At 40.1% G+C, this 13299-nt stretch carries 12 protein-coding genes; 5 read left to right on the plus strand and 7 right to left on the minus strand.

All coding sequences use genetic code 11. The features are described 5' to 3' along the window. The first annotated feature begins 211 nt into the window (after positions 1 to 211). The gene (locus tag DCO56_RS10365) at positions 212 to 1267 is read left to right on the plus strand and encodes a flavin monoamine oxidase family protein (protein ID WP_108633653.1); all 1056 of its coding nucleotides are present in this window, start codon (positions 212 to 214) and stop codon (positions 1265 to 1267) included. Between the two features lie 285 nt (positions 1268 to 1552). Here DCO56_RS10365 and DCO56_RS30070 read toward each other — a convergent pair whose 3' ends face one another. Together DCO56_RS30070 and mnmE are read right to left on the minus strand one after the other, a co-directional pair. After that, positions 1553 to 1765 (minus strand): Rid family hydrolase, encoded by a 213-nt coding sequence (locus DCO56_RS30070; protein WP_219929358.1) that lies wholly within the window; start codon positions 1763 to 1765, stop codon positions 1553 to 1555. Then, complete coding sequence (gene mnmE, locus DCO56_RS10375; protein WP_108633654.1) at positions 1692 to 3071, minus strand: tRNA uridine-5-carboxymethylaminomethyl(34) synthesis GTPase MnmE; 1380 nt, start codon at positions 3069 to 3071, stop codon at positions 1692 to 1694. The genes DCO56_RS30070 and mnmE overlap by 74 nt, the downstream gene beginning before the upstream one ends. Positions 3072 to 3249: 178 nt before the next feature. Here mnmE and DCO56_RS10380 point away from each other — a divergent pair, with 178 nt between their 5' ends. After that, on the plus strand, positions 3250 to 3735 hold the full coding sequence (locus tag DCO56_RS10380; protein ID WP_108633655.1) for a hypothetical protein: 486 nt from the start codon (positions 3250 to 3252) through the stop codon (positions 3733 to 3735). 72 nt (positions 3736 to 3807) lie between these two features. Here the strand turns inward: DCO56_RS10380 and xpt are convergent, their stop codons facing one another. From xpt to DCO56_RS10395, 3 genes are all read right to left on the minus strand, one after another. Continuing rightward, positions 3808 to 4383: a xanthine phosphoribosyltransferase gene (xpt, locus tag DCO56_RS10385; protein ID WP_108633656.1), complete on the minus strand. Its 576-nt coding sequence runs from the start codon at positions 4381 to 4383 to the stop codon at positions 3808 to 3810. 54 nt (positions 4384 to 4437) lie between these two features. Then, a complete protein-coding gene (locus DCO56_RS10390; RefSeq protein WP_108633657.1) occupies positions 4438 to 6216 on the minus strand; it encodes an AMP-dependent synthetase/ligase in 1779 nt (592 codons plus the stop codon). A gap of 283 nt (positions 6217 to 6499) precedes the next feature. Further along, the gene (locus DCO56_RS10395; RefSeq protein ID WP_108633658.1) at positions 6500 to 7696 is read right to left on the minus strand and encodes a proline dehydrogenase family protein; all 1197 of its coding nucleotides are present in this window, start codon (positions 7694 to 7696) and stop codon (positions 6500 to 6502) included. A 95-nt stretch (positions 7697 to 7791) separates the two neighbouring features. Here DCO56_RS10395 and DCO56_RS10400 point away from each other — a divergent pair, with 95 nt between their 5' ends. The 3 genes from DCO56_RS10400 to DCO56_RS10410 all read left to right on the plus strand — a co-directional run bounded on the left by DCO56_RS10400 (position 7792) and on the right by DCO56_RS10410 (position 9965). Beyond that, complete coding sequence (locus DCO56_RS10400) at positions 7792 to 7998, plus strand: RNA-binding S4 domain-containing protein (RefSeq protein ID WP_104381458.1); 207 nt, start codon at positions 7792 to 7794, stop codon at positions 7996 to 7998. Positions 7999 to 8048: 50 nt separating this feature from the next. After that, complete coding sequence (gene aroB, locus DCO56_RS10405) at positions 8049 to 9116, plus strand: 3-dehydroquinate synthase (RefSeq protein WP_108633659.1); 1068 nt, start codon at positions 8049 to 8051, stop codon at positions 9114 to 9116. A gap of 135 nt (positions 9117 to 9251) precedes the next feature. Next, complete coding sequence (locus tag DCO56_RS10410; protein WP_108633660.1) at positions 9252 to 9965, plus strand: ThuA domain-containing protein; 714 nt, start codon at positions 9252 to 9254, stop codon at positions 9963 to 9965. 160 nt (positions 9966 to 10125) lie between these two features. On the opposite strand, the gene DCO56_RS10415 is transcribed toward DCO56_RS10410, so the two are convergent. Both DCO56_RS10415 and DCO56_RS10420 read right to left on the minus strand, forming a co-directional pair. Then, complete coding sequence (locus DCO56_RS10415) at positions 10126 to 12012, minus strand: TonB-dependent receptor plug domain-containing protein (protein ID WP_108633661.1); 1887 nt, start codon at positions 12010 to 12012, stop codon at positions 10126 to 10128. Positions 12013 to 12239: 227 nt separating this feature from the next. Further along, positions 12240 to 13187 (minus strand): zinc dependent phospholipase C family protein, encoded by a 948-nt coding sequence (locus DCO56_RS10420; RefSeq protein ID WP_108633662.1) that lies wholly within the window; start codon positions 13185 to 13187, stop codon positions 12240 to 12242. Between the last annotated feature and the right edge of the window lie 112 nt (positions 13188 to 13299).

The following is a 13299-nucleotide window of genomic DNA, read 5'->3' on the forward strand; positions in this document are numbered from 1 at the left end:
CTGAGATTAAAGGTATTACTTCCTTCTATTAAAAACAGCACCATAAATAATAATTTTCCTGCCGAAAGATCAGGTAATGCTTTACAAAAATACAAAATACAGCACAAGAAAAAGTTAGATACACTTCAAATGAACAGTATTTGCTGATAAATACCTGATATTTTCCGATAATTACCATGTTTATTTTTCGGTAAATTATCAATTTCGTGCCATGGAACAGAAAGAAGAAATTGTTATTATTGGGGGAGGGCTCAGCGGCTTAGTCTTAGCTTATCTGCTGTCAAAGAGAAATATCAGAACTACAGTACTGGAAGCTGCACCACGGTTGGGAGGTAGAATTCATACAATTGAGGGTACATTGGGAACGCCTCTTGAATTGGGGGCAACATGGTTGTCGGACATGCATACTAACCTAATTAATCTTTTAGAGGAGCTTGGGTTAAATAAGTATCCGCAGTATTCAAAGGGCATTTCTTTATTCCAGACTAAATCATTTGAACCGCCGCAAAAGTTTGATGTCCCTGAATCGGAAAATCCTTCTTATAGGATCGCAGGCGGAACGCAGGAGCTTATTAATGCCCTTGCTCAAAAACTTCCTACGAACTCTATACACTTAAAAAATAAAGTCACTTCTATAGTTGAAGAAAAAGATTATCTGATTATAGAAACTACTAAAGGCCATAAATACTTTTCCACTATGGCTGTTCTGTGTATGCCTCCTCAGTTGATTGAAAATCAAATCAGCTTTCTACCTGAATTACCGGTTTCACTCACTAATATTTTATCGAAAGTCCATACCTGGATGGGGGGTGCACTTAAATTTACACTTGAATACGACCGACCCTTTTGGAAAGATAACGGATATTCGGGAATGTTGTTTAGTCATTCAGGCATCATCACAGAGATGTATGATCACACAAATTTTGAAGAAAGTAAGTTTGGATTTACAGGTTTTCTAAATGGTAGTGCTGCTTCTTATCTTCCCAATGTCAGAAAAGAAAATGTGGTACTGCAGTTAACGAACTTATTGGGAAGTCAAGCCTCAAACCCGGTATCTTATTTTGATAAAATATGGACTGATGAATTTATCCTCGGTGGCAGTCAAATAATTCAACGCCCACATCAGTTTAATGGGCATCCTTTATTGCTAGAGCATTATTTGAAGGACAAGCTGTTATTTTGTGCTACAGAAACTGCGACAGAATATGCAGGATATATGGAAGGAGCAGTAGTTGCTGCCCAGAGGGCGGCAGCACAAATTTTATAGTTTTTATACTATTAAACTTGCTTACAAAATGGGAGGCTTTGGTTCCCGAAAGAAAATAGCTGTTTGTTATATTCAGAAAGAAAATTAGCTAAATCATGTTTATCTAGATGTGAACTTTGAGATTGGGGAGAAAGCATATTGTTTTTAGAAATTTCATTCCACCGCGGAGTATTGACAAATAATTCCTCCAGATAAACTTTGTCCAATTGGTTGCACTTCAATTTATTAATTTGCTTCACCTTTTAACAGCAATACGTTCAATTTCGATACCTACACCTTTATAGCTCATGAAGAGACTTCAACCGTGCTTCTTGCCGGTAAACTATTCTTAAAATAACTGCCATAAATTTTGTTGACGGTTTCAAACTGTTTTATGTCCGTCAAAAAGCTTGTTGTTTTGGTAATATGCTGAAAATCGGATTGATTATTTTCCGATACAAAACTTCGAAAAAATATTATCCAGTAAATCGTCTGTTGACACAGTTCCCGTGATCTCACCAAGGTGATATAGCGCCTGACGGATATCCATCGCCAAAAAATCCGACGTGACCGGATTATCAATGCCGAATAGTACGCGCTCAAGTGAGTCAGATGTTTTCTGCAAAGCTTCGACATGTCGGATATTAGTGACCATGACATCCTCTGTATTCAAATTTCCGAGCTGCACCCTATTGATAAGTTCTTCTTTTAATTCTTCAACACCGATTTGCTCTTTAGCCGAAATATAAAGGGGATTCAGTGAAGCGTATTCATCTTTTTGCTGGTCAGATAATAGATCAGCCTTATTGATGATGGTCAAAAATGGAATTTGAAGGTTTTGAATTTCCTGCAACTGTGATTGCACTTCGTCTACTTTGTCCTGTAGCGGATCAAAGAGATAAATAATCAGTCTCGCTTGCTTCATTTTTGCACGGGTGCGCTCAACTCCCTTTGCTTCAATAATATCTGCGGTCTCACGAATACCTGCGGTATCAATAAATCGAAAGGTCACCCCATGGATGTTAATTTCATCTTCGATGGTATCACGTGTAGTACCTGCAATGTCCGACACGATAGCCCGCTCTTCGTTTAAAAAAGCATTTAATAGGGTTGATTTGCCTACATTTGGCTTACCGGCAATGACCACGGGAACGCCATTTTTTAACACATTTCCCTGTTCAAAAGATAGAATCAATTTTTGTACAATGACCTTAATTTTATTGATTAAATTCTTTAGCTGGTCTCTATTAGCAAATTCTACATCTTCCTCCGAAAAATCCAATTCGAGCTCAATGAGGGAGGCAAAATGGATCAAGTCTTCGCGAAGGGATTTAAGTTGATTGGAAAATCCACCCCGCATTTGTTGCATGGCTATTTGATGTGATGCTGCGGAATTGGAGGCAATCAAATCAGCGACAGCTTCGGCTTGTGAAAGATCCATTCCGCCATTTAGGAAGGCACGAAGCGTGAATTCGCCAGCTCGGGCTGCCCGGGCGCCTTGTTTGATAAGCAAATGAATAACACGCTCAATAATGTATTTGGAATTATGCGTAGATATTTCTACTGAATTTTCTTTGGTGTAGGAATTGGGCGCGACAAATAAGGATACCAGTACCTCATCAATAATCTCATCACCGTCACGGATGGTTCCAAAATGAATCGTGTGGGAGGCTTGCTGACTGAGGTCTTTACCCTTGAAAATGGCATTGGTAATTTTAATTGCTTGTTGACCCGAAACGCGAATTACAGCAATCGCACCATTAGCTCCGGAGGGTGTCGCCAATGCGACAATCGTATCTTCAGTAATATAACCTGTATTGGACATGTTGCAAAGATACGTTAAATTGACTGGAATGGGAACGGATTCATATCCGGACAAATTAATTTTATGGGGATCAATTAAACCTTTGTTCAAACACGAAAGTCATACCAATAGAAACGCTTATAAAAAAGTGAAAAAATAGGCGATAGGGTACTTGATTTACAAATTTAATTGTGTTGTTATGAAAAAGATATTATACTTCGCATTGGCAATAGGAGGACTTGCTTTGATAACTCCAAAAGAATCGTCAGCTCAACACCGCGGAAATGATAGAGAATGGAAGCATGATAAAGAGTATAGAAAATACGAGGAAAAAAGGGATAAGGAAGAACGCAAATATTGGGAAAAAAGAGAAAAGGAAGAGCGGAAGTACTACAATAAAGTAGCCAAGAATTACCGCAAAGGATACCGACATGGATCTCCAGCATGGGCGAGGGCCCATCGATATGATAATAGACACCACGTTTACTTTAGGGATTATAAAACATTCTACGACCCTTATAGAAATGGATATGTTTATATGAGAAATGGACAATGGAGTTTTTCTGCAAGTGTACCTTCTTTTATGTTGAATGTTAACCTGGGAGCAGCTAATATACGCGTGGTAAAAGATGTGCCTATCAGCAGACACCCCGAAGATTTTTACGATGACTACCGTTGGGATTAAAAATATAATTTATCTTGTTGTTTAAGCTTAAAAGCCTCACTCTTGACAGAAATGAGGCTTTTATTTGTGCCATTAATCTTGTTCGAAGCTGACTTTATCCACTTCCAAAGATTTTATGCGTGCTAAAGATTCTATTCGGATATCGGATAATTCCCGTAATCTTTTGCCTCCTTCCTGAAAGGACTTTTCAATAATAAAGCCCATACCCAATAATGTTGCGCCAGACTGTTGGATGAGATCTAATATGCCAAATGCTGCATTGCCATTGGCTAGAAAATCGTCAATAAAGAGCACCTTGTCATCCGCAGCGAGAAACTCTCTGCTTACGCATATATCGTAGGTTCGGTTTTTAGTAAAAGAATGTACTTCACTAACATACATATCGCCCATAGTCTTGGGCTTAGCCTTTTTGACAAAAACAACAGGGAGTTCCAAGAGGTATCCCAACATAATAGCTGGTGCGATGCCACTGGCCTCAATCGTTATGATCTTGTTGATGGGTAGATCTGCAAAACGACGGACAAATTCCACCGCAATAGACTTCATCAACACGGGATCCATCTGGTGGTTGATGAAGTTATCTACTTTGAGTATGCCCCCAGCGAGGCTTTTGCCGTCATTAAGGATTCTATCCTTTAATAATTTCATGTGATACTTTTTATTGATAATTGCGAAAATACAGTAAAGTAGGAGTGATTGAGATCAATCGGTCTCCATCTGATATAGATTATTGAATTCTTCCTGATGATGTTCGAGAATGACTTTACGTTTCATTTTTAATGTCGGCGTCAGTTCGCCATTGTCAATCGTGAATTCATCTCTTAGAATAATAGGTTTTTTGATTTGTTCCCAGTTGCCGAAATGCTGATTGGCGCGACGCACTTCCTGATTCACCTTTTTGATAATGACTGGATTTGTCAGAAAGTCCTCTTTGGTCATATCGGCGAGTTCAGGTGCGTCGTTTTTGGCCCAATCCAATAAGTGAGCGTAATTGGGCACAATAAAGGCAGAGGCGAATTTCATGCCATCACCGATAACCATGGCCTGTTCAATAAATTTGGATTCGACAAGTTTTGTTTCAATAGGTTGTGGAATCACGTACTTGCCACCGGATATTTTGAACATTTCTTTTTTGCGGTCTATGATTTTCAGGAATTTCTCGTCTTCCCATTTGCCGATATCGCCGGTATGCAACCATCCATCAATAATGGTTTTGTCAGTCTCAGCTTTATTTTTGTAATATCCTATCATCACATTGGGTCCTTTGACCAATATCTCGCCGTCCTCCGCGAGTTTGATTTCTACAAAGCGCACGGGTAGCCCGACTGTACCAATACGGATTCCTTTCATGTAATGGTTGACAGAGATCAAAGGCGAGGCTTCGGTCATGCCATATCCTTCGTATAGCGGAATACCTGCCGCCAAAAACGCTCTTGTCAGCCTGTTATGTAATGATGCTGATCCTGAGGCGACAGTCAAGAGTTCGCCACCGAGTGCTTCATACCATTTATTGAGCACAAGTTGTTTGGCTAGTTTAAGCTTCATTGTATAAGCGAAACTTCTTTTTGCGGGATTCGGATCATATTCTTCCGCAACGGTTACTGCCCAATCAAATATTTTTCTTTTGAATCCGGTGAGTTCATGTCCCGTTTTCATGATTTTTTCATAAACCTTCTCAAGAATACGGGGAACCACAGTCATGATATGCGGTTTTATTTCTTTTAAATTATCACCAATTTTGTCAAAAGATTCGGCAATATGTATGGTAAAGCCTAAGTACATGTAAGTATACAGTACCATTCGTTCGTAAGCATGACAGGGAGGTAGAAAAGTGAGACCCCGGTCGTATGCTTTACATGGAGTAATTTCAGCTGCACCAAGTACGTTCGAAAAAATATTATTATGGGAGAGCATGACACCTTTTGGCTTTCCTGTGGTGCCGGAGGTATAGATCAGTGTCGCCAAATCATCAGGCTTGATCTGATCACGCAATTGCGTTAATTTTTCATCTGGACAGTCGCCCCCTAGGTCGTTGAGCTCATTCCAGCTTCGTGTAGACTCCTGATCGGAAATACAGAAGATATATTTTAAGGTATAGATCGATGTGGTCAGGTTCATCAAACGGTCAAATAAGCCCTTATTGCTGACGATACAAACCCTGATTTCAGCATCATTAAAAATGTACTGATAATCAGCGTCAGTAATATTGGGATAGATGGCGACAACTACTGCACCGATTTGTTGAATTGCGAAATCTATTATATGCCATTCAATACTGCTGCCCGCGATAAGACCAACCTTTTCGTTAGGTTTGACGCCAAGCTCAATCAGTCCTTTGGAAAGATTGTCTACTTTTTTAAGAAAATCAGCCGTTTTGATATAGTTCCACTTGCCATCCAGTTTATGTGCAAACATGTCAAGATCGGGATATTTGCTGATCTGATGACGGGCAAGATCAAATAATCTAAGTTTTTCCTCCATTTCAAATATATATACTTTGTATCCCGTGGGGACACCTTCTTCCTATGAACTTTATTTTAAGGGAAAAGTTTGCAAACATAAATAATTGTTTCAATAATTGGGAATCAAGTTGTAATTAGCACACTTCGATACGGTAGACTGGAAAGCAGCTCTATTTCAGCTATTCGCTAGCTCTTGGGAGTAAGGGAGCCGTGACGCTATCCGGATTTGCGAAATAACGAGGATCTATTGCAGGTTAAAAAAGGCAGAATTTAATGGGAAGCAGTAAAAGAAAAGCTAGTCGTTATCGACGACTAGCTTTTCTTCTTTGTTTTTCCTTGATCAAAAGCCCGAGCTCCCGGCCGGTGGCTCCCGCAACGGAGGTATTTTCCTGTGCTCTTCGGAAAAGGTATGGCATAACAGCCTTCACTGGTCCGTAAGGCATGTATTTGGCAACATTATAACCATGTGCAGCCAAGTTGAAACTCAAATTGTCTGACATTCCTAAAAGTTGTGCAAAATAAATACGGTCTGAAGATCTGTCGATACCACGTCTGTCAATTTCCTTGGCCAATAACATGCTACTATCTTCGTTGTGCGTGCCAGCCATCAGTCCAAAGCTATCCAAGTGGTCCAGTATAAACTCAATTGCATCATTATAGTCTCTATCAGAAGCCGCTTTATTCGGCTGGATCGGGTCTGCATACCCCATTTGATTGGCACGGGCACGTTCGATTTCCATATAGGCACCACGTACAATTTTTGCTCCCATATGGAAACCCCTTACCTTGGCATATTCAAAATCAGCTTTTAAAGAAGCTAATTTATCGCTGCGGTACAGTTGATAGGTATTATAGACAATAGGTTTTTCCATATTGTATTTCTCCATCATCTCGCGAGCGATATCGTCAATAGCATCCTGGATCCAGGAATGCTCGGCATCGACCAAGACCTTTACCCCAGCTTCGTGACAGGCTTTACAGATGCGGTCCGTACGATCCAACATACGTTGGTATTCAGCTTGTTCCGATGCTGTTAATGTTTCTTTTGCATTCACCTTCTCGAACAATTCAAAACGACCTAATCCTGTTGGCTTAAAAACTGAAAATGGAATATATTTATTTTTGCTTGCAGCAATGACCGTACGTAACACTTCATCACAGCAGGCATCAAATGCACTTTCTGTCTCTTCACCTTCAACTGAATAGTCCAGGATGGTTCCGACGCCATTTTCACCCAATTCATTGATCGCTGTTTCGCAACCCGCGATGGTTTCTCCTCCACAAAAATGTTTGAAGATTGTACTTCGGATGATACCTTGGATCGGCAGTCCAATATTCAGCGCAAAGTTGGTCATGGATGGACCTACTTTTGTCAAAAAGTTATTCGCTATTATTTTGAATAACCAATACGCTCTTTCTAAATCCTTATCGCTTTTACTTTTAAAAGCAATCTCTGTATTATCAAAGGACAATGTTCTGGGCTCAGAATTCTCAATCATAATCTTTATTTGCAATAAGGCAAATGTAGCAATTTAGTAAACATTAAAACGATGATTATTCTTGTATTCCTCGCTTAAACCACTATTTTTGTGAAATGCAAGAATTTAAAATCGAAGGGGAATATATACAGCTTATTCAGTTACTCAAAGCTTTAAATTGGGTAGAGCATGGTGCTATGGCTCAGTGGGTTGTTGCTGAGGGCTATGTGAAGTATAACGGTCAGGTTGATTATCGCAAAAGACTGAAATTGAAGCCCGGGGATGTTGTTGAATTTGATGGGATGGAAATAAAATTGGTGTAATATTAAACAATATTGGTAAATAGAAAACTTAAACCTTAAAGAATCGTAGAATGGAAGTCATAGAAAGTTTGGGCTATCAGGTATATTTTGATGATACGTTGGTCTCACTGGAGACGTTTTTATCGGAACGCAAATATTCAAAAATTATCGTTTTGGTAGATACCAATACCTTAGACAATTGCTTGCCTTTGTTTCAACAGGCCTTACCTAATTTAACGAACTATGACGTCATAGAAGTAGATCCGGGCGAAGAGAATAAAAATATAGATTTTTGTATTGGCGTGTGGCAGAATATGCTTGATTTTGGCGCTGACAGGCATTCGTTGCTGATTAACCTTGGTGGCGGTGTCGTCACCGATATGGGCGGTTTTGCAGCATCCACGTTTAAACGCGGAATGGACTTTATTCAGATTCCGACCACCTTGCTTTCGCAGGTAGACGCCTCCGTAGGGGGTAAGACGGGGATTGATATGGGTAATGTGAAGAATATTATCGGGACATTTGCACAACCACAGGCCGTATTTATTTCGAGTCAATTTTTAAAAACATTGGAACAACGGCAATTGATTTCCGGGTTTGCCGAAGTCATTAAACATGGGCTGATCTTTGACCGGGATTACTACAACCATGTAAAAACATTAGCTATTGCTCAAGTAGACAATACACTGGTGAAGCGTTCTGTTTCCATTAAGAATAAAGTGATTTTAGACGATCCCAAAGAAAAAGGTATTCGCAAGATCCTCAATTTCGGACATACAATTGGCCATGCCATTGAAGGATATTCGTTGCTGAATGACCGTAAGCCTTTGCTGCATGGGGAGGCAATAGCTGTGGGGATGATCTGTGAAGGTTATCTTTCGCATAAATTGAATGGACTTTCGTTGGATGAATTAAATGACCTGATTGCTACTTTCAGAAAATACTTTGACGATTATTCGTTTAATCCCGCCATAGATACAACCTTGTTGGATTTGATGCGCAATGATAAGAAAAACTTGTCTAATCAGATCGGTTTTGCACTACTTGATAAGATTGGTAGCTGTCAGTATGATATTTTCGTCTCTGAGGAAGATATTATCGAAAGTCTTGATTTCTATCGGGAGCTAACAGCACGATAAAATTTTGAAAAAGCCGTGTACGGGGAGAGTACATGGCTTTTTCTATTATCAAATAACTTTTAAATGCATGAAAAAGTGCAGTGATTCAAACTTGTAGAAAACCTAAACTAAAATTTAATAATAACCAACTATATCATGAATAAATTCTTCATTTTTCTGTTTTTCTTTTTTGCGGTGAGCATGACCGCCATTGCACAAAAAAGGGTGCTGATTTTTAGTAAAACGCAAGGGTTTAGACACAGTAGTATCGAAAAAGGTGCTCAGGTGCTGAAACAATTGTTGGACAAGGAAAAGATCGCCTCCGATCATTCCGAAGATGCGGCTCTTTTTACGGATCAAGGATTAAAAAAATACGACGCGGTCATTTTTTTAAGTACCACAGGTAATATTTTGGACGACACGCAGCAAGAAGCGTTTGTCCATTATATTCAATCAGGCAAAGGCTTTGTGGGGATCCACGCGGCAACGGATACCGAATATGATTGGCCTTGGTATAACGGTTTGGTGGGAGCCTATTTTACCTCACATCCCGCCGTACAGCAAGCAAAGATAGATGTTCTCGACAGGAAACATGCGGCCACCAAACATCTTGATCCCGTCTGGCAGCATAAGGATGAATGGTACAATTTTAAAGATGTCAAAGATGATCTACACGTGTTGATGAACTTGGACGAGAAAAGTTACAATGGCGGAAAAATGGGGGATAATCACCCGATTTCCTGGAGTCAGGATTACGATGGCGGAAAAGTTTTTTATACAGGACTCGGGCATACAGAAGAATCTTATGATGAGCCCAAATTTCAAAAACACGTGATCGGCGGCATCTTATCTGTACTTCCCAAAAAATAGTATGATCACCATCGACGATTAGTGTTTCGTTTTTAGGGATTTAAAGAAATATGCCCCTTAAATAGCTGTTTTTTTAAGGGGCATATTATGTATATAAGCTTTTATTTCGCTGGGAGTACCTTGGTATCTTCTTTAGTGTTTTCCTCTTTATAAGATAGGTCTAGTACTTGAATTTATATTTCGCTCCAAGACTAAACCATCTTCCCGGCATTGGTACCGCGGCGGCTTCAATATAACTCTTGTCAAAAATATTTTGTATATCTGCAAAAACAAGAAGGTCAGCAAACTGATAGGAAGCTCTTAAATCGGCAATAAAATAGTTTTTATAGCTGATCCGCTCGTTAAAACGATTGGCTGTTGTCAGCATCCAGTTTTTATGATTTACCGTAAAATTAACTATAACCTGATGTCTTAGATTTTCGATCGCATATTTGGAACGGAGTCCGTCTTCAATTTTAATTTTGGGATTCAGGTAGTTATAACTCACTGTCGTGTAATATCGGGTGGCAGCCGAGGGATCGCTGAGTTGGTAGCGGAAAGATGTATTGAAGCCATCGACTGTGTTCTGGCCAATATTGGAAGGTTTCCAGGGAACTACAGTTCCTTCAGCAACGGCTCCGTCGGTTTTTTGCCAGTCTATGAAATCATTTATATTTCGGTGGAAATAGCTTGCCTGAGCAACAATACGATTCGATAAATACTTGATGCCACCTTCAATCTGGTAGGCATTTTCCGATGTCAGATCCGGGTTTCCGATATTAGCCGTTTGATTGGTATATAGGTCCGTAAATGACGGAATGCGTTGAGCGGATCCTGCACTGAAGACAAATTTCCAGCGTTCGGTTATCGCGTAGCCTAAGTCAAGTCCTGGGAACACTTGCCATCCGAACTTGGAATTGTAATTTACATACGCTCCCGCATTAACCATGAGTTTGCTGATCGCTTCGGTCTTAAATTCGAGGTAACCGCCGTAATTTTCCCGATTATGTGAGCCAATCGCCGTGCTATTGATTCGTTCAAATCTGCTTTCCAGTCCAATTCCAAAGGAGCCATAATGCTTTTCCAAAGCCGCATTTACCTCAGCTCCGAAGACGTTGCTATAATGTTTTGATCGTCCTTTGGTCGTTTCCTTTCCCAAATACCAGTATTCGTCTTCGTTGTATCGGTTGCTGAGCCTCGGGCTGATTGAAAATGCAGGACTCAGCTGATGTTTCGACTGTATAGATGAAAATGCTGTTTTAACTTGCTCATAAGCTTCTTTATCTGTCGGGGCAGCATAATATCCATTGGCACCAAACTGATTGTCAATGTAGCCAAAGTTTGCTTTTATTTGATTGGATTCATTTGGCTGGTAGGTACCGTCATAATACAATTTGTTGTTATTGGAGGCTGTATTGTAACGCTGACCATTGGAATCTTCATGGCCGAGATAGAGACCATGATTTGTACGCCCATTGTTGAACTGTGCCGCCAGTTGGGCTCCTTTTCCATAGTATTTGCCCGAGCTGGCCTGTTCATTGCCTTTAAATGAAGAACCGCCATAAGCCTGTGCAGTAATCAGATTGGATTCCACTTTTTTGGTCACGATATTGATTGCACCGGTCAGGGCATTTATACCGTAGATACGCGAAGCCGGTCCCCGGATGATTTCAATACGTTCAATCGCTTCCACAGGTACGGGTAGATTCATGTTATGGTGTGCACTCTGTGGGTCCGTAATTTTTACACCGTTCAATAGGATAGCTGTTTGTTCAAACGAACCACCATCTATACTAATATCTGCCTGCGAGCCAAATGGTCCTCTCTGCCGCACATCTACGCCCGGAATATTCGTTAGCAGCTCGTTGATCGAACGGTTGGGAAGGCGCTGAATATCTTCCTGAGTAAGGATCTGTATATTCTTACTTTGTTTCGAGAAGGGAATCTGAAGTCTATTCTGATTGATAACAACCTCATTCAATGCTGTTGTATCTTTTACCTGTGCAAAGGAGGTGCCCACAGTCAGCAGGATAGCAAGTTTTGTTAACGCAGTTTTCTTATTCAACATGATTTATCTAGTTGCCCTATTAAATCCGAACTAATTGAAAGTAAGGTGGAGCTATAAGTTCACATCATTACTTTTAATTAATCTGCACCAGACCGTTTTCGTGTCATTCTAAAATTACGGTCGGGCCATTCATAGGTTTTATGCCGCAAAACTAGTGCAGATGAATAAGAAAGTAAATAGTCCGGTATCAATATAGTGTGTAGTCCGGTTGTATTTATCTGCTCGGATTACATCCATTCTTCTCGGCCAATTGGTTTTTTATCCTTGATGATAATGCTATCTGCCTTATTTTCGAATTTTATCGTTGTGGAAAGCTCGGGTTGTCCGGATTCAATCCAGGCAGAATACCAGTACGAAGCTACGCGCAGGATCGTTCTGCGCATTCTTCGTTCCACCATTCCGTTCAAAGCCTGATGGTAAGCCTTTGCATAATCGTCCGAATAGGTCCATAATAACTGATTGTTTCGCTCAATAAACGAGTTTTTTTGTGAAGCTTTAAATTGTTTGTTGAGCAAAGACTCCATATGAAGTACAGAGTCAACGAGTAGGTTACTCTCACGGACAATATTCCATGCTTCACTTAGGGGATCCTCGATAAAAATCGCCTTTCCGACGAGGAGGTTATAGCTGTCGGCGAACATTTCGGGTAATCGGCTTTCCCAAAAAGCATGAATGCCGATCTGACCGGTTAATTGTCCGTTGTAATTTTTGGTTGTATGTAGCGGAACGTGGGCATCGGCGATATAATGTCCAAGATCTGCCGAATGCTTGATGATTTTGTCGTAGTCTTTCGAGTGGAAAGCTTTTACAAGTTTGAGATAAGTAAAGTGGATCTGCCAGGGGACGATACCATTTTTGAGTAGCTGTCTTTCTTGGAATTTCTCTTTGGCCTGTGACCAATGGATGGGTATTGAATCTATTTGTCGATCTTCCCGATAATCTTCAACGTCTATAAAATGCCGTGGTCCTTCCGCACTGTCGATAAAACAACGTTTATCGGGATCAACAGCTTTCTCCGTAATCAGATCGATATTGGGTTTGTAAAACTTTGCCAATTTTGCAGGGAGTGCAAAAACTGCATAATGGTTAATTTTTTTATGTGCAAAAAATCCCCAGGAACTAAATGTGAGCAGAGCCACAATGGAAAGTGTCCAAAGGAGAGGATACTTTATCATAGTAAATTGGTTATTAAATAATTGTTGGTATTAAATATACGCAAAAAGAAAGTAAATGTGTGTTAACTGGATTGGTTTATTGTGTTAATTTATATTTTCTTAACCCAACGAA

It is taken from the genome of Sphingobacterium athyrii (genome assembly GCF_003071065.1).
In the GTDB taxonomy this organism is placed as follows: Bacteria; Bacteroidota; Bacteroidia; order Sphingobacteriales; family Sphingobacteriaceae; genus Sphingobacterium; species Sphingobacterium athyrii.

What these genes read in the sequence shown, in the direction of transcription:
- DCO56_RS10365 (WP_108633653.1), top strand. Translation starts at nt 212, where the DNA reads ATGGAACAGAAAGAAGAAATTGTTATTATTGGGGGAGGGCTCAGCGGC.
- mnmE (WP_108633654.1), bottom strand. Translation starts at nt 3,071, where the DNA reads ATGTCCAATACAGGTTATATTACTGAAGATACGATTGTCGCATTGGCG.
- DCO56_RS10380 (WP_108633655.1), top strand. Translation starts at nt 3,250, where the DNA reads ATGAAAAAGATATTATACTTCGCATTGGCAATAGGAGGACTTGCTTTG.
- xpt (WP_108633656.1), bottom strand. Translation starts at nt 4,383, where the DNA reads ATGAAATTATTAAAGGATAGAATCCTTAATGACGGCAAAAGCCTCGCT.
- DCO56_RS10390 (WP_108633657.1), bottom strand. Translation starts at nt 6,216, where the DNA reads ATGGAGGAAAAACTTAGATTATTTGATCTTGCCCGTCATCAGATCAGC.
- DCO56_RS10395 (WP_108633658.1), bottom strand. Translation starts at nt 7,696, where the DNA reads ATGATTGAGAATTCTGAGCCCAGAACATTGTCCTTTGATAATACAGAG.
- DCO56_RS10400 (WP_104381458.1), top strand. Translation starts at nt 7,792, where the DNA reads ATGCAAGAATTTAAAATCGAAGGGGAATATATACAGCTTATTCAGTTA.
- aroB (WP_108633659.1), top strand. Translation starts at nt 8,049, where the DNA reads ATGGAAGTCATAGAAAGTTTGGGCTATCAGGTATATTTTGATGATACG.
- DCO56_RS10410 (WP_108633660.1), top strand. Translation starts at nt 9,252, where the DNA reads ATGAATAAATTCTTCATTTTTCTGTTTTTCTTTTTTGCGGTGAGCATG.
- DCO56_RS10415 (WP_108633661.1), bottom strand. Translation starts at nt 12,012, where the DNA reads ATGTTGAATAAGAAAACTGCGTTAACAAAACTTGCTATCCTGCTGACT.
- DCO56_RS10420 (WP_108633662.1), bottom strand. Translation starts at nt 13,187, where the DNA reads ATGATAAAGTATCCTCTCCTTTGGACACTTTCCATTGTGGCTCTGCTC.